Source organism: Neisseria gonorrhoeae, from assembly GCF_013030075.1.
Taxonomy (GTDB): Bacteria; Pseudomonadota; Gammaproteobacteria; order Burkholderiales; family Neisseriaceae; genus Neisseria; species Neisseria gonorrhoeae.
In genome coordinates this window covers 2142617-2167602 of the sequence record NZ_AP023069.1, presented here as the reverse complement: position 1 = coordinate 2167602, position 24986 = coordinate 2142617, and the positions used below count along the sequence as shown (strand labels likewise).

At 54.2% G+C, this 24986-nt stretch carries 26 protein-coding genes and 3 pseudogenes; 20 read left to right on the top strand and 9 right to left on the bottom strand.

Annotated features, from left to right (window positions below; genetic code table 11):
* Positions 1 to 291 precede the first annotated feature (291 nt).
* The 4 genes from rpmH to yidC all read left to right on the top strand — a co-directional run bounded on the left by rpmH (position 292) and on the right by yidC (position 2890).
* The gene (rpmH, locus tag HT085_RS11430; protein ID WP_002214728.1) at positions 292 to 426 is read left to right on the top strand and encodes a 50S ribosomal protein L34; all 135 of its coding nucleotides are present in this window, start codon (positions 292 to 294) and stop codon (positions 424 to 426) included.
* Positions 427 to 428: 2 nt separating this feature from the next.
* Complete coding sequence (rnpA, locus tag HT085_RS11425) at positions 429 to 794, top strand: ribonuclease P protein component (RefSeq protein ID WP_003687193.1); 366 nt, start codon at positions 429 to 431, stop codon at positions 792 to 794.
* A 64-nt stretch (positions 795 to 858) separates the two neighbouring features.
* A complete protein-coding gene (gene yidD, locus HT085_RS11420; RefSeq protein WP_003690475.1) occupies positions 859 to 1080 on the top strand; it encodes a membrane protein insertion efficiency factor YidD in 222 nt (73 codons plus the stop codon).
* Between the two features lie 172 nt (positions 1081 to 1252).
* Positions 1253 to 2890, top strand: coding sequence for a membrane protein insertase YidC (gene yidC, locus HT085_RS11415; protein WP_003697918.1), 1638 nt, complete (start codon positions 1253 to 1255; stop codon positions 2888 to 2890).
* 80 nt (positions 2891 to 2970) lie between these two features.
* On the opposite strand, the gene HT085_RS11410 is transcribed toward yidC, so the two are convergent.
* Positions 2971 to 3681 (bottom strand): SAM-dependent methyltransferase, encoded by a 711-nt coding sequence (locus HT085_RS11410; RefSeq protein WP_010356435.1) that lies wholly within the window; start codon positions 3679 to 3681, stop codon positions 2971 to 2973.
* 61 nt (positions 3682 to 3742) lie between these two features.
* Positions 3743 to 4333 carry a Maf family protein gene (locus HT085_RS11405; RefSeq protein WP_003690470.1) on the bottom strand — a complete coding sequence of 197 codons (591 nt, stop codon included), beginning with the start codon at positions 4331 to 4333 and terminating at the stop codon, positions 3743 to 3745.
* 147 nt (positions 4334 to 4480) lie between these two features.
* Here HT085_RS11405 and HT085_RS11400 point away from each other — a divergent pair, with 147 nt between their 5' ends.
* The 15 genes and pseudogenes from HT085_RS11400 to HT085_RS11330 all read left to right on the top strand — a co-directional run bounded on the left by HT085_RS11400 (position 4481) and on the right by HT085_RS11330 (position 15627).
* Positions 4481 to 4981, top strand: a complete 501-nt coding sequence (locus HT085_RS11400) for a YceD family protein (RefSeq protein ID WP_003687187.1) — start codon at positions 4481 to 4483, stop codon at positions 4979 to 4981.
* Between the two features lie 33 nt (positions 4982 to 5014).
* Positions 5015 to 5194 (top strand): 50S ribosomal protein L32, encoded by a 180-nt coding sequence (gene rpmF / locus HT085_RS11395; RefSeq protein WP_003687186.1) that lies wholly within the window; start codon positions 5015 to 5017, stop codon positions 5192 to 5194.
* Between the two features lie 174 nt (positions 5195 to 5368).
* Complete coding sequence (locus HT085_RS11390; protein ID WP_003690468.1) at positions 5369 to 5896, top strand: phosphoribosyltransferase; 528 nt, start codon at positions 5369 to 5371, stop codon at positions 5894 to 5896.
* A gap of 89 nt (positions 5897 to 5985) precedes the next feature.
* A complete protein-coding gene (gene plsX / locus HT085_RS11385) occupies positions 5986 to 7032 on the top strand; it encodes a phosphate acyltransferase PlsX (RefSeq protein ID WP_003687182.1) in 1047 nt (348 codons plus the stop codon).
* A gap of 137 nt (positions 7033 to 7169) precedes the next feature.
* Positions 7170 to 7421: a MafI family immunity protein gene (locus HT085_RS11380; RefSeq protein WP_003687181.1), complete on the top strand. Its 252-nt coding sequence runs from the start codon at positions 7170 to 7172 to the stop codon at positions 7419 to 7421.
* Positions 7422 to 7447: 26 nt separating this feature from the next.
* A pseudogene (locus HT085_RS11590) lies at positions 7448 to 7663 on the top strand (DUF6911 family protein); the annotation flags it as partial.
* Positions 7664 to 7816: 153 nt separating this feature from the next.
* Positions 7817 to 7984, top strand: a pseudogene (locus HT085_RS11370) (DUF6911 family protein); the annotation flags it as partial.
* Positions 7985 to 8037: 53 nt separating this feature from the next.
* Positions 8038 to 8241 (top strand): hypothetical protein, encoded by a 204-nt coding sequence (locus tag HT085_RS11365; protein WP_003696596.1) that lies wholly within the window; start codon positions 8038 to 8040, stop codon positions 8239 to 8241.
* A 26-nt stretch (positions 8242 to 8267) separates the two neighbouring features.
* Positions 8268 to 9230 (top strand): beta-ketoacyl-ACP synthase III, encoded by a 963-nt coding sequence (locus tag HT085_RS11360; RefSeq protein ID WP_003687179.1) that lies wholly within the window; start codon positions 8268 to 8270, stop codon positions 9228 to 9230.
* Positions 9231 to 9276: 46 nt separating this feature from the next.
* Complete coding sequence (locus tag HT085_RS11355) at positions 9277 to 9648, top strand: DUF1294 domain-containing protein (protein ID WP_003687178.1); 372 nt, start codon at positions 9277 to 9279, stop codon at positions 9646 to 9648.
* A 25-nt stretch (positions 9649 to 9673) separates the two neighbouring features.
* Complete coding sequence (gene fabD / locus HT085_RS11350; RefSeq protein ID WP_003687177.1) at positions 9674 to 10600, top strand: ACP S-malonyltransferase; 927 nt, start codon at positions 9674 to 9676, stop codon at positions 10598 to 10600.
* 138 nt (positions 10601 to 10738) lie between these two features.
* Positions 10739 to 12604 carry a lipid A export permease/ATP-binding protein MsbA gene (gene msbA / locus HT085_RS11345; protein WP_014580460.1) on the top strand — a complete coding sequence of 622 codons (1866 nt, stop codon included), beginning with the start codon at positions 10739 to 10741 and terminating at the stop codon, positions 12602 to 12604.
* Between the two features lie 99 nt (positions 12605 to 12703).
* On the top strand, positions 12704 to 14269 hold the full coding sequence (guaA, locus tag HT085_RS11340; protein WP_003690464.1) for a glutamine-hydrolyzing GMP synthase: 1566 nt from the start codon (positions 12704 to 12706) through the stop codon (positions 14267 to 14269).
* Between the two features lie 61 nt (positions 14270 to 14330).
* Positions 14331 to 15077 carry a 3-oxoacyl-ACP reductase FabG gene (gene fabG / locus HT085_RS11335; RefSeq protein ID WP_003690463.1) on the top strand — a complete coding sequence of 249 codons (747 nt, stop codon included), beginning with the start codon at positions 14331 to 14333 and terminating at the stop codon, positions 15075 to 15077.
* Between the two features lie 64 nt (positions 15078 to 15141).
* Positions 15142 to 15627 (top strand): YchJ family protein, encoded by a 486-nt coding sequence (locus HT085_RS11330; RefSeq protein WP_003694665.1) that lies wholly within the window; start codon positions 15142 to 15144, stop codon positions 15625 to 15627.
* 219 nt (positions 15628 to 15846) lie between these two features.
* Here HT085_RS11330 and HT085_RS11325 read toward each other — a convergent pair whose 3' ends face one another.
* On the bottom strand, positions 15847 to 16641 hold the full coding sequence (locus tag HT085_RS11325; protein ID WP_003687170.1) for an inositol monophosphatase family protein: 795 nt from the start codon (positions 16639 to 16641) through the stop codon (positions 15847 to 15849).
* Between the two features lie 103 nt (positions 16642 to 16744).
* Between HT085_RS11325 and HT085_RS11320 the strand changes: the two genes are divergently transcribed.
* Positions 16745 to 17470, top strand: a complete 726-nt coding sequence (locus HT085_RS11320) for a 16S rRNA (uracil(1498)-N(3))-methyltransferase (protein WP_003687169.1) — start codon at positions 16745 to 16747, stop codon at positions 17468 to 17470.
* Between the two features lie 553 nt (positions 17471 to 18023).
* Here the strand turns inward: HT085_RS11320 and HT085_RS11315 are convergent.
* From HT085_RS11315 to glyS, 6 genes and pseudogenes are all read right to left on the bottom strand, one after another.
* On the bottom strand, positions 18024 to 18866 hold the full coding sequence (locus HT085_RS11315) for a glycosyltransferase family 25 protein (RefSeq protein WP_047922168.1): 843 nt from the start codon (positions 18864 to 18866) through the stop codon (positions 18024 to 18026).
* 18 nt (positions 18867 to 18884) lie between these two features.
* Positions 18885 to 19898 carry a glycosyltransferase family 2 protein gene (locus HT085_RS11310; RefSeq protein ID WP_172763948.1) on the bottom strand — a complete coding sequence of 338 codons (1014 nt, stop codon included), beginning with the start codon at positions 19896 to 19898 and terminating at the stop codon, positions 18885 to 18887.
* Positions 19899 to 19957: 59 nt separating this feature from the next.
* Positions 19958 to 20879 (bottom strand): annotated as a pseudogene (locus HT085_RS11305) (glycosyltransferase family 8 protein).
* An 11-nt stretch (positions 20880 to 20890) separates the two neighbouring features.
* Positions 20891 to 21730: a glycosyltransferase family 25 protein gene (locus tag HT085_RS11300; protein WP_014580456.1), complete on the bottom strand. Its 840-nt coding sequence runs from the start codon at positions 21728 to 21730 to the stop codon at positions 20891 to 20893.
* Positions 21730 to 22770 carry a glycosyltransferase family 2 protein gene (locus HT085_RS11295; protein ID WP_003694656.1) on the bottom strand — a complete coding sequence of 347 codons (1041 nt, stop codon included), beginning with the start codon at positions 22768 to 22770 and terminating at the stop codon, positions 21730 to 21732. The genes HT085_RS11300 and HT085_RS11295 overlap by 1 nt, the downstream gene beginning before the upstream one ends.
* A gap of 63 nt (positions 22771 to 22833) precedes the next feature.
* Positions 22834 to 24897: a glycine--tRNA ligase subunit beta gene (glyS, locus tag HT085_RS11290; RefSeq protein ID WP_172760449.1), complete on the bottom strand. Its 2064-nt coding sequence runs from the start codon at positions 24895 to 24897 to the stop codon at positions 22834 to 22836.
* Between the last annotated feature and the right edge of the window lie 89 nt (positions 24898 to 24986).

Here is a 24986-nt window from a genome sequence, read left to right as displayed (position 1 = left end):
GGATAGGCTCGAATCGGTAAAAATGAAATCGAAAACAAAGAAAATATAATATTTTCAAAAAGAAAACAAATCTGTTGAATACGCGTCGGTTCAAAACGCAGCGAACCGATTATACCGACTCGCCGATATTTTATCCACAACCCGTGCAAAAATTTATCCACAGAAAGGCGGCAGAAATCCGCAGGCAATCGGGCAATCCTCCTGCAAAGTTTCTATATTGATTGACAAAAGCGGCAAATTGGAGTGTAATTCACGGTTTAATTATCTACCCATTCTATTTTAGGAACCATCATGAAACGCACTTATCAACCTTCCGTTACCAAACGCAAACGCACCCACGGCTTCCTCGTGCGCTCCAAAACACGCGGCGGACGCGCAGTATTGGCCGCACGCCGTGCCAAAGGCCGCAAACGCCTGGCAGTGTAATTTTGGACTACCGCTTCGGAAGGCAGTACCGCTTGTTAAAAACGGATGATTTTTCATCCGTTTTTGCATTCAGAAACCGCCGCAGCCGCGACCTGCTGCAAGTTTCGCGCTCAAACGGCAACGGGCTGGACCATCCCCGCATCGGTCTGGTGGTCGGCAAAAAAACCGCCAAACGCGCCAACGAGCGGAACTATATGAAACGCGTCATCCGCGACTGGTTCAGATTGAACAAAAACCGGCTGCCGCCTCAGGATTTCGTCGTGCGCGTCCGCCGGAAATTCGACAGGGCTACCGCAAAACAGGCAAGGGCGGAACTGGCACAACTCATGTTCGGCAACCCCGCAACCGGATGCGGGAAACAGGTATGATCAGAACGGTACCCTGCAGGCAAGGTTCAGACGGCAACGGGTTTCCCATACAAGGAACATCCCGATGAACTTCCTATTGTCCAAACTGCTGCTGGGGCTGATAAGGTTTTACCAATACTGCATCAGCCCGCTGATTCCGCCGCGCTGCCGTTATACGCCGACCTGTTCGCAATACGCGGTCGAAGCGGTCAAAAAATACGGCGCATTCAAAGGCCTCCGGCTCGCCATCAAGCGCATTGCACGCTGCCACCCTTTCGGCGGACACGGACACGACCCCGTTCCCTGACCCGACGCAATATTCAAATTGCACGCTTTCCTTTTATTTCCCATCGGTTTCTATATAATGCCGTCTGAACCTTCGGGCTGGCGGCACGGCCGTCGGGTATGAAGCCCGCCCTTATTCCCCGTCTATCGGAACACGCAACCTGCGGCATTTCCGACCATTCAGGAAACTCTATATGGATTTTAAAAGACTCACGGCGTTTTTCGCCATCGCGCTGGTGATTATGATCGGCTGGGAAAAAATGTTCCCCACCCCGAAACCCGTCCCCGCGCCCCAACAGGCGGCACAAAAACAGGCAGCAACCGCTTCCGCCGAAGCCGCGCTCGCGCCCGCAACGCCGATTACCGTAACGACCGACACGGTTCAAGCCGTTATTGATGAAAAAAGTGGCGACCTGCGCCGGCTGACCCTGCTCAAATACAAAGCAACCGGCGACGAAAACAAACCGTTCGTCCTGTTTGGCGACGGCAAAGAATACACCTACGTCGCCCAATCCGAACTTTTGGACGCGCAGGGCAACAACATTCTGAAAGGCATCGGCTTTAGCGCACCGAAAAAACAGTACACCCTCAACGGCGACACAGTCGAAGTCCGCCTGAGCGCGCCCGAAACCAACGGACTGAAAATCGACAAAGTCTATACCTTTACCAAAGACAGCTATCTGGTCAACGTCCGCTTCGACATCGCCAACGGCAGCGGTCAAACCGCCAACCTGAGCGCGGACTACCGCATCGTCCGCGACCACAGCGAACCCGAGGGTCAAGGCTACTTTACCCACTCTTACGTCGGCCCTGTTGTTTATACCCCTGAAGGCAACTTCCAAAAAGTCAGCTTCTCCGACTTGGACGACGATGCGAAATCCGGCAAATCCGAGGCCGAATACATCCGCAAAACCCCGACCGGTTGGCTCGGCATGATTGAACACCACTTCATGTCCACCTGGATCCTCCAACCTAAAGGCGGCCAAAGCGTTTGCGCCGCAGGCGACTGCCACATCGACATCAAACGCCGCAGCGACAAGCTGTACAGCGCAAGCGTCAGCGTGCCTTTAGCCGCTATCCAAGCCGGCGCCAAAGCCGAAACTGCCGTCAACCTGTATGCCGGTCCGCAAACCACATCCGTTATCGCAAACATCGCCGACAACCTGCAACTGGCAAAAGACTACGGTAAAGTACACTGGTTCGCATCGCCGCTCTTCTGGCTCCTGAACCAACTGCACAACATTATCGGCAACTGGGGCTGGGCAATCGTCGTTTTGACCATCATCGTCAAAGCCGTACTGTATCCATTGACCAACGCCTCCTACCGTTCGATGGCGAAAATGCGTGCCGCCGCACCCAAACTGCAGACCATCAAAGAAAAATACGGCGACGACCGTATGGCGCAACAGCAAGCGATGATGCAGCTTTACAAAGACGAGAAAATCAACCCGCTGGGCGGCTGTCTGCCTATGCTGTTGCAAATCCCCGTCTTCATCGGCTTGTACTGGGCATTGTTCGCCTCCGTAGAATTGCGCCAGGCACCTTGGCTGGGCTGGATTACCGACCTCAGCCGCGCCGACCCCTACTACATCCTGCCCATCATTATGGCGGCAACGATGTTCGCCCAAACCTATCTGAACCCGCCGCCGACCGACCCGATGCAGGCGAAAATGATGAAAATCATGCCGTTGGTTTTCTCCGTCATGTTCTTCTTCTTCCCTGCCGGTTTGGTTCTCTACTGGGTGGTCAACAACCTCCTGACCATCGCCCAGCAGTGGCACATCAACCGCAGCATCGAAAAACAACGCGCCCAAGGCGAAGTCGTTTCCTAAATGCCGCAGCATGAAAAATGCCGTCTGAAACCTGTTCAGACGGCATTTTTATTGTTCACCCCCTATCGGGGCGGAAATCTTCAACCCGCATACATCACAAAAATCGTCGGGCGTTTTTTCAGATTGGGCATTTCCTTCATCCTGCGCCAATCCGCAACCGTTTTACTGACCACCAACTGAGTCGGCAACGTCAAATCCGTAGCCGTACACAAGCGCGTTTCAGGATGCAGGTTTTCCACCGCATCGGCAAGCAGCGCATCATTGCGGTAAGGCGTTTCAATAAAAATCTGCGTCTCGCCGCACTGCCGCGAACGTTGCTCCAAAGCATTCAAACTCTGAATGCGCTCATTTTTTTCAGACGGCAGATAACCATTAAACGCAAAGTTCTGCCCATTCGCACCCGAAGCCATCAGCGCCAGCAGCAGGCTGGACGGGCCGACCAAAGGCCGTACTTCAAAACCGTGTTTATGCGCCAATGCCACCAAATTCGCGCCCGGATCGGCAACAGCCGGGCAACCCGCCTCGCTGACAATCCCCATACTGCGCCCTTCTTGCAAAGGTTTCAGCAATTCCGGCAAAGTCTTCAAATCCGTGTGTTCATTCAACGTTTGCAGATTCAGTTCGCGTATCGGCGTCGTTATCCCCAAATGCTTCAAATGCGCACGCGCCGTTTTTTCCGCTTCCACGACAAAATCCGTCAGCCCGACAACCGCCCGTTGTTCATGCTGCAACAGGCACGGCGTGTCAGGCGTACCCAAAGGCGTAGGAATCAAATACAAAACAGGAGACATCATTCCCTCACTCATCGGTTAAAAATGCCGTCCGAACCCTTCAGACGGCATAAACGGGCAGTTACAAAACATCCACGCCCTCGTTTTTCAAAAAATCGACCAGACGGAAAACCGGCAGACCAATCAAGGCATTCGGATCGGTACTTTCAATCCGTTCGATCAACAGCGCGCCCAAGCCCTCGCTTTTCGCCGCACACGAACAATAAACCGCATCCGGCTCGCGCTCCAAATAGCGGAGGATGTGCAGCTCGTCCAACTGCCTCATCACGACCACCGTCTTATCGATATGCCGATGCATCCTGCCCGTAACCGTATTTAGCAGAACGACCGCACTGTAAAACTCAATCTCCCTGCCGCTCAAATGCATCAACATCTTTTGCGCGTTGGCAAGGTTCATCGGCTTGCCCCACTGCCTGCCGTCGCACCACGCCACCTGGTCCGCACCGACAATCAACGCCCCGGGGAAACGCCCGGTCAACGACCGCGCCTTACCCTCGGCAAGGCGCAATGCCGTCTGAGGGGCGGATTCCCCCAACATCGGCGTTTCGTCAAAATCGGGGGATGCCGCCTGAAAGGCAATGCCGAGCCTTTCCATCTGTTCGCGGCGGAAAACCGAACTCGTACCCAAAACCAAAGGCAGTTCCAAACCCATCCCATCCTCCTTACCGTTGAAAACACGCCCGAAGGGGCGGTAAAATCCAGCCATGCGCCGAAACACGGACGCCCGCCTTCGGCGTACCGCAACATTTTTCTTAAAAATATTGACGTTAGAACATCTAAATTATATCATACCCCGTTTATGTCAGACCCTAATTTGATTGACCCGGAAATTTTTGCCGCCGAAAGGCAGAACCTGCAAGGCAGTTTTCTGCTGGAAGAATTGGACGAGCGAGTCAGTTTGCACGATTATCCCGCCGACAGGCGGACCAAAATATCGTTTACACTGACCGGCGGTCGCGACCGGCTGCAACGCCTGTTCCTCGACCTGAACGTCAAAGCCGATATGCCCCTGATTTGCCAGAGATGTATCAAACCCATGCCGTTCATGCTCGATGAAAGCAGCCGTATCGTCCTGTTTTCCGACGAAGAGTCCTTGGACGAATCCATGCTTGCCGACGAAGAACTCGAAGGCATACTGATTGAAAAAGAACTCGACGTGCGCGCATTGGTAGAAGACCAAATCCTGATGTCCCTGCCCTTTTCGCCGCGACACGGACACTGCGGCAATACCCTTCCGGAATCCGCCAACCAAGACAAACCCAACCCCTTTGCTGTTTTGGCGGGTTTGAAAAGCAGTTAATTAGGACACAGTTTATTTATCTAGGAGCTTGAAATGGCCGTTCAACAAAACAAAAAATCCCCTTCCAAACGCGGTATGCACCGTTCGCACGACGCACTGACCGCGCCCGCACTGTTTGTCGACAGCACAACCGGCGAAGTACACCGCCCGCACCACATCTCCCCCAACGGTATGTACCGCGGCCGCAAAGTGGTCAAAGCCAAAGGCGAATAATCCCTATTCGACTGACTGAAAAAGCCAGAACATTGCCATGCAATTACTGGCTTTTTTTACATTGGACGCACCATCCGTCCAAACTTTCGCCATACGTCAACACACAGGGGCAAAGCGTTCCGTATAATACCCCGTGAAAATATTCCAAAAGCCCCAACCACCAAGGAAATTCCGATGAAACAGAAAATCTGGTACACCTACGATGACATCCACCGCGTCATCAAAGCATTGGCAGAAAAAATCCGGAACGCCGGCGTCAAATACGATGCCATGATCGCTATCGGCGGCGGCGGCTTTATTCCGGCACGCATGCTGCGCTGTTTTCTGGAAATTCCGATTTATGCCGTAACCACCGCCTATTACGACAGCGACAACGAAGGACAAGTTACCGAAGAAGTCAAAAAAGTCCAATGGCTAGACCCCGTCCCCGAAGTCCTGCGGGGCAAAAACGTGCTCGTCGTCGATGAAGTGGACGACAGCCGCGTAACCATGGAGTTCTGCCTGAAAGAACTGCTCAAGGAAGACTTCGACACTGTCGGCGTCGCCGTCCTGCACGAAAAAATCAAAGCCAAAGCAGGCAAAATCCCCGAAGGCATTCCCTATTTCAGCGGCATTACCGTAGAAGACTGGTGGATCAACTATCCGTGGGACGCACTCGACATCGACGAACACAACCGCCTTGCCGAAGCCGGCCGAGGCTAACCCTTTCAGACGGCATATTTTCCGAACCGATGCCGTCTGAAGCCCGCACGACCCCTGCCGCAGACCGAAAATCTACCGGAGAAACCCCTATGATTACATTGGCCGTAGATGCCATGGGCGGCGACCAAGGACTTGCCGTTACCGTACCCGGCGCAACCGCATTCCTCCAAGCACACCCCGATGTCCGCCTGATTATGACCGGCGACGAAACGCAGCTCCGCCAAGCCCTGAACGCGGCAGGCGCGCCGATGGAACGCATCGACATCTGCCATACCACCCAGGTTGTCGGCATGGATGAATCCCCTCAGTCCGCCCTAAAGAACAAAAAATACTCCTCCATGCGCGTTGCCATCAACCAAGTTAAAGAAGGCAAAGCCCAAGCCGCCGTATCCGCAGGCAACACGGGCGCGCTCATGGCAACCGCACGTTTCGTCCTCAAGACCATACCCGGCATCGAACGCCCCGCCATCGCCAAATTCCTTCCTTCCGACACCGACCACGTTACCCTCGCCCTCGACCTCGGCGCAAACGTCGACTGCACACCCGAACAGCTTGCCCAATTTGCCGTCATCGGCAGCGAACTCGTCCACGCACTCCATCCTCAAAAAGGACAGCCGCGCGTCGGGCTGGTCAACGTCGGCACAGAAGACATCAAAGGTACGGATACCGTCAAACAAACCTACAAACTGCTGCAAAACAGCAAACTCAACTTTATCGGCAACATCGAAAGCAACGGCATCCTGTACGGCGAAGCAGATGTCGTCGTCGCCGACGGCTTTGTCGGCAACGTCATGCTCAAAACCATCGAAGGCGCAGTCAAATTCATGAGCGGAGCCATCCGCCGCGAATTCCAGAGCAACCTGTTCAACAAACTTGCCGCCGTTGCCGCCCTACCCGCCCTCAAAGGCTTGAAAAACAAACTCGATCCGCGCAAATTCAACGGGGCCATCCTGCTCGGGCTGCGCGGCATCGTCATCAAAAGCCACGGCGGCACAGACAAAACCGGTTTCCGCTACGCACTCGAAGAAGCCTACCACGAAGCCAAGTCCGCCGGCCTTTCCAAAATCGAACAAGGCGTTGCCGAACAACTCGCCGCACTGGAAGCCGCCCAAAACGAAACCGCCGCCAGTCTGTAACACGCACGATGCCGTCTGAACGCCCCCGCCCCTTTCAGACGGCATCCGGCACCCGTCCAAACCTGCGGGCGCGGACGGCGATGCGCCTGTCCGGCACTTCCCAAATACTTCCCTGTAAAATAAGGAGTATTTGAAAAATGAAGACATTAGAAAAACGGATGAAAGCTCTAGACAAACGGATGATGAAGTTCGGAAAATCCCTTGAAGGCAGGCTTGATGCCCGTCTGATTGAATCCGCATTGGATTATATTCATTATTCGGAACGTTTTTTGGCTTTTGACATCCTGTGTACTTATATCGAAGATTTCGATATCCGGCTGACGGAACAAGAATCCCGGGAAATTTCTTTTATCAACAAGGAATTTGAGATAGAAAGCACGTCCGATTAACCAATAAAGCCAATGATTTGATAAGAATGAAAACATCGACGGTCGTTTTTGGCGGATTTTTTATGGCAGACAACGGGGAGCGAATCCAAATCCCCGTTTTGGAAAATCCTGACATTAGGGAAATCAATCGCTTTTTTTCCGTATCAAATTTTGAGAAAAAAGCCGGCGTCCTTGTTTTCAGAATCATCCCCGAGCCGGAATTTGGCAATACCGAATTAACTGTCTATTTTGAAAAAGGATATTATAGTGGATTAACAAAAACCGGTACGGCGTTGCCCCGCCTTGGCTCAAAGGGAACGATTCCCTAAGGTGCCCAAGCACCAAGTGAACCGGTTCCGTACTATCCGTACTGTCCGCGGCTTCGCCGCCTTGTCCTGATTTTTGTTAATCCACTATATTTGCCAATAATTCAAACAATTTTAGAAGGCGGGGATATTAAAGTAAAAAACCTTAAAACAGAAAATTACAGCGGGAAGGCAAGGGAAATCTTGGGAGATTGCTACCCTATTGAACATATCTCTAAAAATATTTCTACAATTCAAAATATCATTTCCGAATTTATCAGACAAAAACAAACACCGGCACCAAATAATTTGATGGAAACCCAACAATCAAGATGCCGTCTGAAGCAGCTTGGGCTTTCAGACGGCATTTCCTTCACTTAAAACAGCGTATCGGCAACCCCGCCCCGCCCGTCCACGGCAATCCGCATCTGAAAACCATCTGTATGCCAAACCACACCCCCATCCCTGTTTCCGTCATTTGCACCCTGCCCGTATTGGGCAATCATCGGTTTTTCGCTTACAATAGCCGAATCTGAACCAACTCTCTAAAAAGGCCGTTCCCATGCAGTATGCAAAAATTTCCGGCACGGGCAGCTATCTTCCTGCCAACCGCGTCAGCAATGACGACCTTGCCCAAAAGGTAGATACCTCTGACGAGTGGATTACCGCGCGTACGGGCATCAAATTCCGCCATATTGCAGCCGAAAACGAAAAAACCAGCGATCTTGCAGCCGAAGCGGCGCGGCGCGCTTTGGCAGATGCCAAATTAAATATAAACGACATTGATTTGATTATCGTGGCGACGGCAACGCCGGATATGCAGTTTCCTTCTACCGCCACCATCGTGCAGCAAAAATTGGGCATCACCAACGGCTGCCCCGCGTTTGACGTGCAGGCGGTGTGCGCAGGCTTTATGTACGCGCTGACTACGGCAAATGCCTACATTAAAAGCGGTATGGCGAAAAACGCGCTGGTCATCGGCGCGGAAACCTTCAGCCGCATCGTCGATTGGAACGACCGCACAACCTGCGTGCTGTTCGGCGACGGCGCGGGCGCGGTGGTTTTAAGCGCGTCCGACAAACCGGGCATCATCCACAGCAAACTCAAAGCCGACGGCAATTATCTGAAACTCTTAAACGTCCCCGGGCAAATCGCCTGCGGCAAAGTTTCCGGTTCGCCGTACATTTCGATGGACGGTCCCGGCGTGTTCAAGTTTGCCGTCAAAATGCTGTCCAAAATCGCCGATGACGTTATCGAAGAAGCAGGTTACACCGCCGAACAAATCGACTGGATTGTTCCCCATCAGGCAAACCGCCGCATTATCGAATCGACCGCGAAACATTTGGGTTTGAGTATGGACAAAGTCGTCCTGACCGTCCAAGACCACGGCAACACGTCCGCCGCATCCATTCCGCTGGCTTTGGACGCGGGCATCCGCAGCGGACAAATCAAACGCGGTCAAAACCTGCTGCTCGAAGGCATAGGCGGCGGTTTCGCGTGGGGCGCGGTGCTGTTGCAATATTGAAACCGGTGCCGTCTGAAACAGGCTTTCAGACGGCATTTCCCATATCATGAAGCGGCAGGCTTTCTTCAAACCGATGGCGTGTGCGGCATTTCTGTCCGCCGTTTCGCTGCGCCTCCCCGTATTGGGCGCGTGTTACGCAATATTGTCCCTCTATGCGTTTGCACTTTACGGCATCGACAAACGGCGTGCCGTGCGGGGAAAACGCCGCATTCCCGAACACCGCCTGCTCCTGCCTGCCTTGTTCGGCGGTTGGACGGGCGCATACTTGGGTAGTAGGATGTTCAGGCATAAAACGGCGAAAAAGCGTTTTGTTGTGCTGTTCCGTCTGACTGTTTCGGGCAATGTCCTGGCGACCTGCATCCTGATTGATTATTTCGTTCCGCCCGAACTTTTTGTAAAACTCGGGCAACATCTCTGACAATCCAACCCAACAAAGGAATACTATGTCTTTCGCATTCTTCTTCCCCGGACAAGGTTCCCAAAGCCTCGGCATGATGAACGGCTTTGCCGAACACGCCATCGTCAAAAACACATTTGACGAAGCCTCCGCCATATTGGGGCAGGACTTGTGGGCGATGATTAACGGCAGCGATGCCGAAATCATCGGTCAAACAGTCAACACCCAGCCCATTATGCTCGCCGCCGGCGTTGCCGTTTACCGCGCCTATTTGGAAGTGGGCGGCAAAACGCCTGCCGCCGTTGCCGGACACAGCCTCGGCGAATACACCGCGCTTGTCGCCGCCGAAGCATTGGATTTTGCCGATGCCGTCAAACTCGTCCGCCTGCGCGCCGAACTGATGCAGTCCGCCGTACCGCAAGGCGTAGGCGCAATGGCGGCCATTTTGGGTTTGGAAGATGAACAGGTCAGGCAGATTTGTGCCGAATCCGCACAGGGCGAAGTGGTCGAAGCCGTCAACTTCAACTCGCCCGGACAAGTCGTGATTGCAGGCAACGCCGCCGCCGTCGGACGCACCATGGCTGCCGCCAAAGAAGCCGGAGCCAAACGCGCCCTGCCGCTGCCGGTATCCGTTCCTTCCCATTGCAGCCTGATGAAACCCGCCGCCGACAAACTTGCCGAAGCACTCAAAACCGTTGAAATCAAGCAGCCGCAAATCCGTGTCATCCACAACGCCGACGTTGCCGCCTACGATGATGCCGGCAAAATCAAAGACGCGCTCGTCCGCCAGCTTTACAGCCCCGTGCGCTGGACGGAAACCGTCAACGCCCTTGTTTCAGACGGCATTGCCGAATCCGCCGAATGCGGTCCGGGCAAAGTGTTGGCGGGCTTGGCAAAACGCATCAACAAGGCCGCCGCTTGCAGCGCACTGACCGATGCCGGACAGATTACCGCCTTTATCGAAGCGCACTGACTTCGTTCCGCAAAAAGCAGCCTGCCCTCTTCAGGCTGCTTTTCACGTCCGAACGGCAAACAGCCGCATATTTGCGCTATAATTCATCCCTACCAAACCACCGACAGCGGCTGCCGTTGCAGTTCCCGCCCTACCGATATGATAGAAAAACTGACTTTCGGACTGTTTAAAAAAGAAGACGCGCGCAGCTTTATGCGCCTGATGGCGTACGTCCGCCCCTACAAAATCCGCATCGTTGCCGCCCTGATTGCCATTTTCGGCGTTGCCGCCACCGAAAGCTACCTCGCCGCCTTCATCGCCCCCCTGATCAACCACGGCTTTTCCGCACCCGCCGCGCCGCCCGAGCTGTCCGCCGCCGGCATCATTTCCACCCTGCAAAACTGGCGCGAACAGTTTACCTATATGGTTTGGGGGACGGAAAACAAAATCTGGACCGTCCCCCTCTTCCTCATCATCCTCGTCGTCATCCGTGGCATCTGCCGCTTTACCAGCACCTATCTGATGACTTGGGTCTCCGTGATGACCATCAGCAAAATCCGCAAAGATATGTTTGCCAAAATGCTGACCCTTTCCTCCCGCTACCATCAGGAAACGCCGTCCGGCACCGTACTGATGAATATGCTCAACCTGACCGAACAGTCGGTCAGCAACGCCAGCGACATCTTCACCGTCCTCACGCGCGACACGATGATCGTTACCGGCCTGACCATCGTCCTGCTTTACCTCAACTGGCAGCTCAGCCTCATCGTCGTCCTGATGTTCCCCCTGCTCTCCCTGCTCTCGCGCTACTACCGCGACCGTCTGAAACACGTCATTTCCGACTCGCAAAAAAGCATAGGCACGATGAACAACGTGATTGCCGAAACCCATCAGGGACACCGCGTCGTCAAGCTGTTCAACGGGCAGGCGCAGGCGGCAAACCGGTTCGACGCGGTCAACCGCACCATCGTCCGCCTCAGCAAAAAAATCACGCAGGCAACGGCGGCACATTCCCCGTTCAGCGAACTGATTGCCTCCATCGCCCTCGCCGTCGTCATCTTCATCGCCCTGTGGCAAAGCCAAAACGGCTACACCACCATCGGCGAATTTATGGCATTCATCGTCGCGATGCTGCAAATGTACGCCCCCATCAAAAGCCTTGCCAACATCAGCATCCCTATGCAGACGATGTTCCTCGCCGCCGACGGCGTATGTGCATTTCTCGACACCCCGCCCGAACAGGACAAAGGCACGCTCGCGCCGCAGCGTGTCGAAGGGCGCATCAGCTTCCGCAACGTCGATGTCGAATACCGTTCAGACGGCATCAAAGCCCTCGACAACTTCAACCTCGACATCAGACAAGGCGAACGCGTCGCCCTGGTCGGACGTTCCGGCAGTGGCAAATCCACCGTCGTCAACCTTCTGCCCCGCTTTGTCGAACCGTCTGCCGGCAACATCTGCATAGACGGTATCGACATCGCCGACATCAAACTCGACTGCCTGCGCGCCCAATTCGCCCTCGTCTCCCAAGACGTATTCCTGTTTGACGACACCCTGTTTGAAAACGTCCGATACAGCCGTCCCGACGCTGGCGAATCCGAAGTCCTGTCCGCCCTCCAAGCCGCCAACCTGCAAAGCCTGATCGACGCATCCCCGCTCGGACTGCACCAGCCCATCGGATCGAACGGCAGCAACTTATCCGGCGGACAGCGGCAACGCGTCGCCATTGCCCGCGCCATTTTGAAAGACGCGCCGATATTATTATTGGACGAAGCCACCAGCGCATTGGACAACGAATCCGAACGCCTCGTCCAACAAGCGCTCGAACGCCTGATGGAAAACCGCACCGGCATCATCGTCGCCCACCGCCTGACCACCGTCGAATCCGCCGACCGCATCATCGTCATGGATGGCGGCAAAATCATCGAACAAGGCACACACGATCAACTCATGTTCCAAAACGGCTACTACACCATGCTGAGGAACATCTCCGGAAAAGATACCGCCGCCGTTCAGACGGCATAAACAAAATGCCGTCCGAAATGGTATAATCGCCCCGACCCCTTCAGACGGCACTATATCCGCCGACCCATCCGATTATCTTCAACCACCGTAAAACCCATTATGACCCAAGACAAAATCCTCATCCTCGACTTCGGTTCGCAAGTTACCCGGCTGATCGCCCGCCGCGTGCGCGAAGCACACGTTTACTGCGAGCTGCATTCCTTCGATATGCCTTTGGACGAAATCAAAGCCTTCAACCCCAAAGGCATCATCCTTTCCGGCGGCCCTAATTCTGTTTACGAATCCGACTATCAAGCCGATACCGGTATTTTTGATTTGGGCATTCCGGTTTTGGGCATCTGCTACGGCATGCAGTTTATGGCGCACCACTTGGGTGGCGAAGTGCAGCCCGGCAACCAGCGCGAATTCGGTTACGCGCAAGTCAAAACCATCGACAGCGGACTGACACGCGGCATTCAAGACGACGCGCCCAACACACTCGACGTATGGATGAGCCACGGCGACAAAGTGTCCAAACTGCCCGACGGTTTCGCCGTCATCGGCGACACTCCGTCCTGCCCGATTGCCATGATGGAAAACACCGAAAAACAATTCTATGGCATCCAGTTCCACCCCGAAGTTACCCACACCAAACAAGGCCGCGCCCTGTTGAACCGCTTTGTCTCGGACATCTGCGGCGCGCAACCGGGCTGGACGATGCCCAACTACATCGAAGAAGCCGTTGCCAAAATCCGCGAACAAGTCGGCAGCGACGAAGTGATTTTAGGTCTGTCCGGCGGCGTGGACTCTTCCGTAGCCGCCGCGCTGATTCACCGCGCCATCGGCGACCAACTGACCTGCGTGTTCGTCGATCACGGTTTGTTGCGCCTGAACGAAGGCAAAATGGTGATGGATATGTTCGCCCGCAACTTGGGTGTGAAAGTGATACACGTCGATGCCGAAGGGCAGTTTATGGCGAAACTCGCCGGCGTGACCGACCCTGAGAAAAAACGCAAAATCATCGGCGCGGAATTTATCGAAGTATTTGATGCCGAAGAGAAAAAACTCACCAACGCCAAATGGCTGGCGCAAGGCACGATTTACCCTGACGTAATCGAATCCGCCGGTGCGAAAACCAAAAAAGCCCACGCCATCAAATCCCACCACAACGTCGGCGGCCTGCCTGAAAATATGAAGCTCAAACTGCTTGAGCCCTTGCGCGACTTGTTCAAAGACGAAGTGCGCGAGTTGGGCGTGGCTTTGGGCCTGCCGCGCGAAATGGTGTACCGCCACCCCTTCCCGGGCCCCGGTTTGGGTGTGCGCATCTTGGGCGAAGTGAAAAAAGAATACGCCGACTTGCTGCGTCAGGCGGACGATATTTTCATCCAAGAATTACGCAATACTACCGACGAAAACGGCACGTCTTGGTATGACCTGACCAGCCAGGCATTTGCCGTATTCCTGCCCGTCAAATCCGTCGGCGTGATGGGCGACGGCCGCACTTACGACTACGTCGTCGCACTGCGCGCAGTCATCACCAGCGACTTTATGACTGCACACTGGGCAGAGCTGCCATACTCACTGCTCGGCCGCGTGTCCAACCGCATCATCAACGAAGTCAAAGGCATCAACCGCGTGGTGTACGATGTCAGCGGCAAACCGCCCGCCACCATCGAGTGGGAATAAACAGCAAACAGGGCTGCACCGTCCGGCGCAGTCCTTCGATTATCGGAAAAAAGGAAAAAATATGAGCACACAAGATTTAAGCGGCAAAATCGCTTTGGTAACCGGCGCATCGCGCGGCATCGGCGCGGCAATTGCCGACACACTGGCGGCAGCCGGTGCCAAAATCATCGGTACGGCAACCGGCGAGAGCGGTGCGGCGGCGATTAGCAAACGTCTGGCACAATGGGGCGGCGAAGGCCGCGTATTAAATTCCGCCGAACCCGAAACCGTCGAAAACCTGATTGCCGACATCGAAAAAACGTTCGGCAAACTCGACATTCTGGTCAACAACGCCGGCATCACCCGCGACAACCTGTTGATGCGTATGAAAGAAGAAGAGTGGGACGACATCATGCAGGTCAACCTCAAATCCGTGTTCCGCGCTTCTAAAGCCGTCTTGCGCGGCATGATGAAGCAGCGCGCCGGCCGCATCATCAACATCACCTCCGTCGTCGGCGTGATGGGCAATGCCGGGCAAACCAATTATGCCGCCGCAAAAGCGGGCTTGATCGGTTTTGCCAAATCTATGGCGCGCGAAGTCGGCAGCCGGGGCATTACCGTCAACTGCGTCGCCCCGGGCTTTATCGATACCGATATGACCCGCGCCCTGCCCGAAGAAACCCGCCAAACATTTACCGCCCAAACCGCCTTGGGCAGATTCGGCGACGCGCAAGACATCGCCGATGCGGTTCTGTTCCTCGCTTCCGATCAGGCGAAATACATCACCGGTCAAACGCTGCACGTCAACGGCGGTATGCTGATGCCCTAACGGACAGGCTTTTCAACCATGCCGTCTGAAGCCCTTTCAGACGGCATTTGCATTCCCAAACAAAATGAACACTCACCACCACCTGCCCTGCCCCTGCGGTTCAGGCACAAGCTATGCCGGCTGCTGCCGACCGCTTCATCTGCGCCAAATCCTGCCGCCCACCGCCGAAGCCCTCATGCGTTCGCGGTACGGCGCGTATGTGCTGCACCTTATCGACTACATCATCGCTACTACCGTTCCGGCGCAACAAACATTCCTCGATGCCGCCGAACTGATGCAGTGGAGCAGAGAAGCCGAATGGCTGGGCTTGAATGTCATCGCACACCGCAACCTCGGCAAACAGCACGCCCAAGTCGAATTTGAAGCCTACTTCCAAGACGGCGGAAACCGAACAGTGCATCACGAGCTGTCGGCATTCGTGAAAATAGCGGAGCAATGGTATTTCATCGATCCGGCTGTTCCGCTGCCTACCATGAAACAGCCCTGCATTTGCGGTTCGGGCAAAAAATTCAAAGCCTGCTGCGGCAAATATCTGCAACCTGTCGCATAAAAATGCCGTCTGAACGTTCAGACGGCATTTTCAACGCGCAAAAAAAAAACCATTCATACCAAGGGTAAGTATGAATGGTCAATACATTGCGGGAAAACATCTTACTTGCTGCACTGCCGAAAAGGGAGAAACGGCAGTGTTAACCAGCAAAAGCATTGTACCTTTATTAATGTTAAAAAACATTAATTTTGAAAATATATTAACGAATATATCTGGAACCTACTGGTTTTCCCGTATCCACCCGACCCAGCGTTCAAACAGCTTCGGTTCGAGCGCGGCGACGACCGAGCGTTTGAACACGTGTTCACCACTCCAAAACCCGTCGCCTTCCAAAGTCGTCAGCCTGCCGCCCGCCTCCTCGAAAATCAACGCACCCGCAGCATAATCCCACAGCTTCTGCCCGCCGTGGACATAAACATCATAACGCCCGCACGCCAGATAACACCAGTCCAGCGTGCTGCTGCCCATACTGCGTATCGTCCCGAAAGGCGCGAGCGTACTCATGCGGCTGGAAAGTTTGCCCGAACGCAGATATTTGATTTCCACGCCCGCAATCGCCTCATTGAGTTTTTTATCCACGAGACGCAAAGGCAGGCGTGTCCCATTAAGAAACGCACCCTGCCCGCGTTCGGCATAAAAACATTCGCCGCTGACCGGATTGTAGATTACGCCCAATTCGGCGCGCCCGTTGCGGACAAACGCCACCGACACGGCAAAATGCGGCAGCCCGTTGACAAAATTGTTCGTCCCGTCTATCGGATCGACAATCCACAGCCCCTTTTCCCCCGAATATTGTTCCCACAAAGCCGACTGTTCCTGCCGCGACATTTCCTCGCCCAACATCGGGCAATCGATCAGAAGCGGCAACGCGGCGGCAAATGCCGTCTGCGCGGCAATGTCCGCCTCGCTCAACATCGAACCGTCTTCCTTGCGGCGGGACGGCGTATTCAAAAAACGCGGCATAATTTCGGTTTGCGCGATATGGCGCACGACTTTCTGCAAACGGTGTAACACTTCCTACTGTCCTCATATTTTGAACTTGCGGCGCGCGAACGTATAATGTCCGTTTCCATCACGCCGCTGCGACGGATTATAACCGTCCGAACCGCCAAAAACTATGCCCAGATTCTACCTGCCCGAAAACCTTTCCGTCGGACAAACCGTCGCCCTGCCCGACAACATCGTCCGCCACCTCAACGTCCTGCGCGTCCGCCCCAACGAAAACATCACCCTCTTCGACGGCAAAGGCAAGGCACATACCGCACGGCTGACCGTTTTGGAAAAACACCGCGCCGAAGCCGAAATCCTGCACGAAGACACAACCGACAACGAGTCCCCGCTCAACATCACGCTCATCCAATCCATTTCCTCCGGCGATCGCATGGATTTCACCCTGCAAAAAAGCGTCGAACTCGGCGTAACCGCCATACAGCCCGTCATCAGCGAACGCTGCATCGTCCGCCTCGACGGAGAACGCGCCGCCAAACGCCTCGCACGCTGGCAGGAAATCGTCATCTCCGCGTGCGAACAAAGCGGCAGGAACACCGTTCCCCCCGTACTGCCCATCATCGGCTACCGTGAAGCACTCGACAAAATGCCGTCTGAAAGCACCAGGCTGATTATGAGCATCAACCGCGCCCGCAAACTCGGCGACATCCGCCACCCGTCCGGCGCAATCGTCTTTATGGTCGGGCCCGAAGGCGGCTGGACAGAACAGGAAGAACAACAGGCATTTGAAGCCGGCTTTCAGGCGGTTACACTCGGAAAACGGATTTTACGCACAGAAACCGCCCCACTCGCCGCCATCGCCGCGATGCAGACGCTTTGGGGCGATTTTACCTAGCAGATGAAAAAACACGGGATTTTATCCGAAAAAGCAACAATCCCCCCGCCGTCATCCCCGCGAAAACGGGAATCTGGAAACGAAAAACTACAGGGATTTACCCGAAACAACAAACCCTCTCCGCCGTCATTCCCGCGCAGGCGGGAATCTAGAAATTTAACGTTGCGGTGATTTATCGGAAATGACTGAAACCCAACGAACCGGATTCCCACTTTCGCGGGAATGACGAAGTGGAAGTTACCCGAAACTTAAAACAAGCGAAACCGAACGGACTGGATTCCCGCCTGCGCGGGAATGACGAATTTTAGGTTTCTGTTTTCAGGTTTCTGTTTTTGGTTTTCTGTTTTCGCGGGAATAACGGAATTTTAAGTTTTAGGAATTTGTCGGAAAAACAGAAATCCCCCCGCCGTCATTCCCGCGAAAGCGGGAATCTGGAATTTTAATGCGGCAAGAATTTATCGGAAAAAACCGAAGTTTAAAGACCTAGATTCCCGCCTGCGCGGGAATGACAGTGTGTCCATTTCTGATTTTAATCCCCTATATTTTACACAAACTATTTGAACAATATGACCCGCCTGCCGTAAACTTTCTCAAGCTCCGCCTGCCTTTGACGCTCCATTCTTTTCTTCTTTTCCCTACCGAATTTACCCAAAGCACGCTTCAAGTCAAACATCACCTTCAACGAACGGCGGTGTCTTCTTCCTTGTTCCCTATCTTTTTCCAAATCGCTACCCAACATACTGTTTTGACTGAGAAACTTGGCATAATGCAATTCTTGGGTACATAAGGCGGGACTAACCTGATAAACAGGCATCCCCTCCTTATCAAAGAAATAAGTAAACATCATCAAATCTACCGCTTTAATCCGCTCTGCCGGCAAAACGGCAAACCTGTCCAAGAAAAACCGCATCGCCTCACGCGAAATGATATAGCCAGCCGTCCCACAATGTTCGCTCTCCAGCAAAGGAAATGACCGGTTTTCATAATTCAGGACTTTATCCGGTCTGACAATAACTTTCGCAAACATCGTTTCCAAACGGACGATAAAGGCGGAATCCTTATCAAAACGCTCTTCCAACCAAGTATCTTCGGCAAGGAACTTTTCTGCGTCTTTGCCAAACAGGACATCATCCTCAAATACGGCAATATACGGTAAGCCTTCGTCCAACGCCTGTTTCCACAATACGGCGTGGCTCATAAAGCAGGCTTTTTCCACTCCGCTCAAATAGGGGTGCGCCGACAAGCCGGGGACGAGTTCCGCCATCGCCTGTTCCAGCCTTTCAGACGGCATCAGTGCGTCGAAAAACTGAAACGGGATGCCGCGACTGCCGAAGGTTGCGGCAATGTGCGCCCTGCGCTCTGCGGCGGAAGCTAAGCTGATAACGTGGTTTTGCATGATTTATCCTGTTCGGTTTCAATAGCTGCGGTATTTCCAAGGGCGTAACATTTTTTTCAGGATTTTCCTATATTGCGGTGCGGCAAACAGCTTCCTCATCACGCGGTCTGTCAAGAAATCCAGCAAATCGGTCAAAGAATACTTTTCCAACGACAAGAAATATTCGTACAGGAACAGGCGGAGGCATCCGATATCCTGTCCGGACAAGGCTTTTTCGTACAACGCATATGCCGTTGATTTCAAAAGCCCGTAATTCAGGCAGTCCGCCCCGACGGATATGCCTGCCGCCTTCCAATACCCCGCCCTGATTTCTTCTTTGATTTTCCACGCCGTCCTGCGCTGTTGCAGGTTGTATTTGGAAGAAGTCTGGTCTTGATGGAAGCGGTATTTGACCAAGGCTTCGGGATAATAAGCCAGCCTGCCCAGTTTGCCGGCTTCGTACCAAAACTTATAGTCTTCGGCGTGGATATAGGCTGGATCGAACCGCAAACCGCCGTCAATGACGCTGCGCCTCATAATCATCGTGTTGTTGTGTATGGGGTTGCCGAAAGGGAAAACGGCGGCGATGTCTTCATGCCGGGTCGGTTTGTCCCAAATTGCGCCGTTTCGGGCAATGGCGGCAAGCACGCTTTTATTGTTTTCTTCCGACAAAACTTCCAACCACGCGCCCATCGCAATGATGCTGCGGTCTTTTTCCATCTCGCCCACGATTTTCTCAATCCAGCCGGGGGAGGCAATATCGTCGGCATCGGTGCGCGCAATATATTCCCCCCCCCCCGACTTTGCCAATTCGTCCAGCCCGATGTTTAAAGAGGCGATAAAGCCCAAATTGCGGGGATTGGAAATTATCCTGATCCTGCCGTCCTGTTCTTGGAAACGCCGGGCAATGGCGGGCGTGCCGTCCGTCGAACCGTCATCGACAATCAAAATATCCAAGTTGCGCCAAGTCTGATTCACGACGGCGGACAGCGATTGGGCGAAATATTTTTCTGCGTTGTAGGCGCAAATCAATACGCTGACTAAAGGCTGCAATCCGTTTCTCCTTTCCGATACGTCCGATGCCGTCTGAAGGCTTCAGACGGCCTGCCCCGTCAATAAATCTTGCGTAAGAATCTGGCAGACAGCTTTTTGCGCCATCTTTGAAGCATATGCTTTGTCGGCGGGACGGCAAGTTTGCCGCGCCATTCTTCGGGAACGGTCGTCAGGCTGCCGGCCAACTCTGTGAAACGTTCCGCACCCCAAACGGTGCAGTCCCTGTGCCACGGCTTTGCCGAGCCGCAATAATGGCTGACGGCGACGGGCATCGCCGTATTGGTACGGTCGAGGTAAAGCGGGTCGGTATGGCGGGACGCAAACCCGTTCGCCATAAAGGCATAATTGGTCGGCATAAAGTTGAAACGGCTGTTCGCATAACACACCCCGCCTTTAAACAGCCCGTTCAAAATGTCCTGATCCTGATATTGCATCACGTCCTTGTATTGTTCCACCCATTCGCAGGACATTTTGAAAATATCGTGCCGCCGCCACTTTTTCAGGTTGATCAGCAATACGCCGGCATTGAAATAATATTCTCCGTCCGCCATACCGATTTTTTGTTTGTATCCTTCCTGCCTTTCGACAAACAAATCGATGCACGCGCCGACCCAGTTACCGCCCAAATCGGTATCCCATAAGGGCTTCAGGCCGTCCCTGACCAATACGTCCGTATCCAGATACAGGACTTTGTCGCAATCGGCAATGTATTCGCCCAATTTCAGGCGGGCATAAGTCGTAATGGAAATGTGCCTGATGTTTAAGGGGAAGCCGGCGAAATCTTCGGGGTTTACGTCTATAAAGCGGATATTACCCCCCCCCCCGCAAATTGGCGGCAACCGCCGCCCGGTTTGCCTCACTGATGCCGGCATCGAGGACGTGGAACCTGATTTCCGTATCGGGATGGGCCGCTTCCACGCTTTTTGCCGCAACGCAAAGGTAGGCGGCATAGTTGTCGTCTGCCGCAAATACGATGTCCATCTCTTCTCCTTTTATTGGAAAGGCACAATAATCTTGCCGATTGTCTGTTCGCGCCTTTTCCGGCGTTTTTCCCTTTCCCTGCCGATTTTGGTCAAGGCGCGGATCAGGCGGTGTTTGAATGTGTTGGCGGGGGAATCGCGCCATTGCTGTTTGCGGTTCAGGCGGCGGTCATGTTCGATCAGGCTGCCCAATGCGCTGTTTTGGTCGTGAAACTTGGCATAATGCAGCTCTTGGGCGCACAAGGCGGGATTGAGCTGGCAAACCGGCATTCCTTCCCTGTCGTCAGGGTTGCCGAACATCATCAAATCGACAGGGTGCAGGCGTTCGGGCGGCAAAACGGCAAACCTGTCCAAGAAAAAACGCATCGCCTTTCGGGAAATAATATAGCCCGCCGTCCCGCAGTGTTCGCTTTCCAAAAGCGGAAAGGCGCGCCCGCCGTAGTCCGCCACGCCGGAGGGCGAGGTCAGGACGTGCATAAACATCGTTTCCAAGCGGACGACAAAGGCGGAATCGGGGTCAAAGCGTTCTTGCAGCCAAGTATCTTCGGCAAGGAACTGCTCCGCGCCTTCGCCGAGTAAGACATCATCTTCAAATACGGCGATATACGGTAAGCCTTCGTCCAACGCCTGTTCCCACAATACGGCGTGGCTCATAAAGCAGGCTTTTTCCACTCCGCTCAAATAGGGGTGCGCCGACAAGCCGGGGACGAGTTCCGCCATCGCCCGTTCCAGCCTTTCAGACGGCATCAGTGCGTCGAAAAACTGGAACGGGATGCCGCGACTGCCGAAGGTATCGGCAATGTGCGCCCTGCGTTCTGCGGCGGAAGCTAAGCTGATAACGTGGTTTTGCATTAAATCTCCTGTTCTTTCCCTGCCGAATCCGACCGCGCCTGCCGGCGGTTTTTAATCAGCCGGTACAAAATGCCGAAGTATTGCCTCAAGGTAAACAGCCGCCTCATCCTGCCGTCTGCCGCGAAATCCAGCCACGCGCCGGAGGGCGGCGTGTCCGTCCGTTTGAAGCATCGGTACAAAAACCGGCGGGCGCGTTCAAAATCTTCTTCCGGCAAATCCTTCTCCGGCAGTTCATACGCCGCTGCTTTTGTTTGGCGGTATTCTAGGCTGTCGAACCGGGTTTTAAAACCCATAGACTGCAAAAAATCGTTTCTGGCGGTTTTTTGGATGCCTTGCGCGATTTCGTGTTGGCGGACGCTGTGTTTGGATGAAACCTGATTGGCGTGAAGGCGGTATTTGACCAAGGCTTCGGGATAATAAGCCAGCCTGCCCAATTTGCTGACATCGTACCAAAATTGGTAATCTTCCGCCCAATCCCGCCCGGTGTCGTAACGCAAACCGCCGTCAATGACGCTGCGCCGCATAATCATCGTGTTGTTGTGTATGGGGTTGCCGAAAGGGAAAACGGCGGCGATGTCTTCATGCCGGGTCGGCTTTTTCCAAATTTCGCCGTGTTTGTGGTGCCGCGCCAGCCGGTTGCCGTCCTTTTCTTCCGACAAAACTTCCAACCACGCGCCCATCGCAATGATGCTGCGGTCTTTTTCCATCTCGCCCACGATTTTCTCAATCCAGCCGGGGGAGGCAATATCGTCGGCATCGGTGCGCGCAATATATTCCCCCCCCCCCGACTTTGCCAATTCGTCCAGCCCGATGTTTAAAGAGGGAATCAGGCCGGAATTTTGAGCTTGTGCAAGGATTTTGATACGGCTGTCCCGCTTTTGAAAATCCTTGGCAATGGCAAGTGTGCCGTCTGTCGAGCCGTCATCGACAATCAAAATATCCAAGTTGCGCCAAGTCTGATTCACGACGGCGGCTAATGATTGGGCAAAATATTTTTCTACGTTGTAGGCGCAAATCAATACGCTGACTAAAGGCTGCAATTTACTCTCCCGATAATTTGATGCCGCCTGAAGGCTTCAGACGGCATTTGGACTGTACAACGGTTACTCGCCCAAAAGCGCGATGTCGGCCACCGCGTTCATCTGCTCTGCCAAGCGGTTCAGCAGGTTCAGGCGGTTTTGTTTTACGGCGGCATCTTCCGCCATCACCATCACGCCGTCGAAGAAGGCATCAACCTGCGGCTTGACGGAAGCCAGTTCGGACAAGGCGGTTCGGAAATTGCCTTCGGCGACGGCGGCGGCAATTTTCGGCTGCAAACCTTGCGCGGCAGCGTACAGGGCTTTTTCTTCGTCCTGTTGCAGCAAGCTTTCGTTAACTGCGCCCAACGCGGCATCGGCTTTTTTCAGCAGGTTTTGCACGCGTTTGTTGGCGGCGGCGAGCGCGGCGGCTTCGGGCAGTTGTTTGAATACGGCGACGGCCTGCAGTTTGGCGGTCAAATCGTCCAAACGGCGCGGCTGTTTGGCGAGTACGGCGGCAACGATGTCTTGCGGATAATCGTTTTGCAGCAACACGGCAAGGCGCGCCTGCATAAAGTCGGCGGTTTCAGACGGCGTTTTCTCGTTGAGCAAACCTTGCGGGAAGCTGTCGAATGCCGTCTGAATCAGTTCGTTCACGTCCAAACCGTACTGCATCAGCATCCGCAAAATACCCAAGGCGGCGCGGCGCAGGGCGTAGGGGTCTTTGTCGCCGGTAGGAATCAAACCGATGCCCCAAATGCCGACCAGGGTTTCCAGTTTGTCGGCAAGTGCCACGGCGGCGGCAATTTTGCTTTCGGGCAGCTTGTCGCCGGCAAAACGCGGTTGGTAGTGTTGCTCAATAGCTTCGGCGATTTCTTCGGTTTCGCCGTCCAAGCGGGCGTAGTATTTGCCCATCGTGCCTTGCAGTTCGGGGAACTCGCCGACCATTTCAGTTACCAAGTCGGCTTTGGCAAGACGCGCGGCGCGCTCGGCTGCCGCGGCATCCGCGCCCAATGCTTTGGCGATATGGGCGGCGATGCTTTGCAGGCGTTCGATGCGTTCGGCCTGCGAACCGATTTTGTTGTGGTACACCACGTTCGCCAGCTTGGGCAGGCGGCTTTCCAAAGTCGCTTTTTGGTCTTGTTTGTAGAAGAACTCGGCATCAGACAGGCGCGCGCGCAAAACGCGTTCGTTGCCTCGGATGATGTGCGACGGGTTTTCGGTTTGCAGGTTGGAAACCAGCAAAAAGCGGTTCATCAGCTTGCCGTTTTGGTCGAGCAGCGGGAAGTATTTTTGGTTTTGCTGCATCGTCAAAATCAAGCATTCCTGCGGCACGGCGAGGAAGTGTTCCTCAAAACCGGCTTCCAATACCACAGGCCATTCGACCAGCGCGGTTACTTCGTCCAACAGGGCTTCATCGGCGGCAACGGTCGCGTTCAGACGGCGTGCCTGCCCTTCCAATGCCGTCTGAATCGCGGCTTTGCGCCCGGCAAACGAAGCGACGACTTTGCCTTGCCCGCGCATTTGTGCGGCGTAGCTGTCGGCGTTTTCAATGATGATTTCGCCGTCGGAAAGAAAGCGGTGTCCCAAGGTTTGATTGCCGCTTTGCAGGCCCAAAACGCTGACGTTCACGACATCGCCGCCGTGCAGCACAATCAGCCCGTGAACAGGGCGCACGAAGGTAAACGTGCTGCTGCCCCAACGCATTACTTTCGGAATCGGCAGCTTCTTAACAGCTTGATTGATAATGTTTTCCAAAAGTCCGCCCAACGGTTTGCCGGTTTGGACGTATTCGTAGGCGTACACGTCCTGCCTGCCGTCGTGGATGATGGTCAGGTCTTCGATTTTCGCCCCCGCCCCGCGCGCAAAACCTTCCAAAGCCTTGGTCGGCGTACCGTCTTTTACGGCATTCGCCACGGCAGGGCCTTTTTTCACGATTTTCTGATCGGCCTGAACAGCTTTGACGTTTTTGACTTGAACCGCCAAACGGCGCGGCGAGGCATAAGCCGTAAATTCGGCCGCGCCGTCAACCAGTTGCGCTTTTTCCAAGCCTTCGGCAACGGAAGCGGCAAAATGGTTGCCCAGATTATTCAGGGCTTTTGGCGGGAGTTCTTCGGTAAGGAGTTCGATTAAAAGGGTTTGGGTTGTCATGTGAGACTTTCTGTTTGTCCGTAGGCCATGCTTATAAAGCCTGCATATGCCGTACGGCCTGTATTAATGGATACGCAATAAAGGTCGCC

Coding starts and splice junctions, on each gene's coding strand:
- rpmH (WP_002214728.1), top strand. CDS start 292: ATGAAACGCACTTATCAACCTTCCGTTACCAAACGCAAACGCACCCAC.
- yidD (WP_003690475.1), top strand. CDS start 859: ATGAACTTCCTATTGTCCAAACTGCTGCTGGGGCTGATAAGGTTTTAC.
- yidC (WP_003697918.1), top strand. CDS start 1,253: ATGGATTTTAAAAGACTCACGGCGTTTTTCGCCATCGCGCTGGTGATT.
- HT085_RS11410 (WP_010356435.1), bottom strand. CDS start 3,681: ATGTCTCCTGTTTTGTATTTGATTCCTACGCCTTTGGGTACGCCTGAC.
- HT085_RS11405 (WP_003690470.1), bottom strand. CDS start 4,333: ATGGGTTTGGAACTGCCTTTGGTTTTGGGTACGAGTTCGGTTTTCCGC.
- HT085_RS11400 (WP_003687187.1), top strand. CDS start 4,481: ATGTCAGACCCTAATTTGATTGACCCGGAAATTTTTGCCGCCGAAAGG.
- rpmF (WP_003687186.1), top strand. CDS start 5,015: ATGGCCGTTCAACAAAACAAAAAATCCCCTTCCAAACGCGGTATGCAC.
- HT085_RS11390 (WP_003690468.1), top strand. CDS start 5,369: ATGAAACAGAAAATCTGGTACACCTACGATGACATCCACCGCGTCATC.
- plsX (WP_003687182.1), top strand. CDS start 5,986: ATGATTACATTGGCCGTAGATGCCATGGGCGGCGACCAAGGACTTGCC.
- HT085_RS11380 (WP_003687181.1), top strand. CDS start 7,170: ATGAAGACATTAGAAAAACGGATGAAAGCTCTAGACAAACGGATGATG.
- HT085_RS11365 (WP_003696596.1), top strand. CDS start 8,038: ATGCCGTCTGAAGCAGCTTGGGCTTTCAGACGGCATTTCCTTCACTTA.
- HT085_RS11360 (WP_003687179.1), top strand. CDS start 8,268: ATGCAGTATGCAAAAATTTCCGGCACGGGCAGCTATCTTCCTGCCAAC.
- HT085_RS11355 (WP_003687178.1), top strand. CDS start 9,277: ATGAAGCGGCAGGCTTTCTTCAAACCGATGGCGTGTGCGGCATTTCTG.
- fabD (WP_003687177.1), top strand. CDS start 9,674: ATGTCTTTCGCATTCTTCTTCCCCGGACAAGGTTCCCAAAGCCTCGGC.
- msbA (WP_014580460.1), top strand. CDS start 10,739: ATGATAGAAAAACTGACTTTCGGACTGTTTAAAAAAGAAGACGCGCGC.
- guaA (WP_003690464.1), top strand. CDS start 12,704: ATGACCCAAGACAAAATCCTCATCCTCGACTTCGGTTCGCAAGTTACC.
- fabG (WP_003690463.1), top strand. CDS start 14,331: ATGAGCACACAAGATTTAAGCGGCAAAATCGCTTTGGTAACCGGCGCA.
- HT085_RS11330 (WP_003694665.1), top strand. CDS start 15,142: ATGAACACTCACCACCACCTGCCCTGCCCCTGCGGTTCAGGCACAAGC.
- HT085_RS11320 (WP_003687169.1), top strand. CDS start 16,745: ATGCCCAGATTCTACCTGCCCGAAAACCTTTCCGTCGGACAAACCGTC.
- HT085_RS11315 (WP_047922168.1), bottom strand. CDS start 18,866: ATGCAAAACCACGTTATCAGCTTAGCTTCCGCCGCAGAGCGCAGGGCG.
- HT085_RS11300 (WP_014580456.1), bottom strand. CDS start 21,730: ATGCAAAACCACGTTATCAGCTTAGCTTCCGCCGCAGAACGCAGGGCG.
- glyS (WP_172760449.1), bottom strand. CDS start 24,897: ATGACAACCCAAACCCTTTTAATCGAACTCCTTACCGAAGAACTCCCG.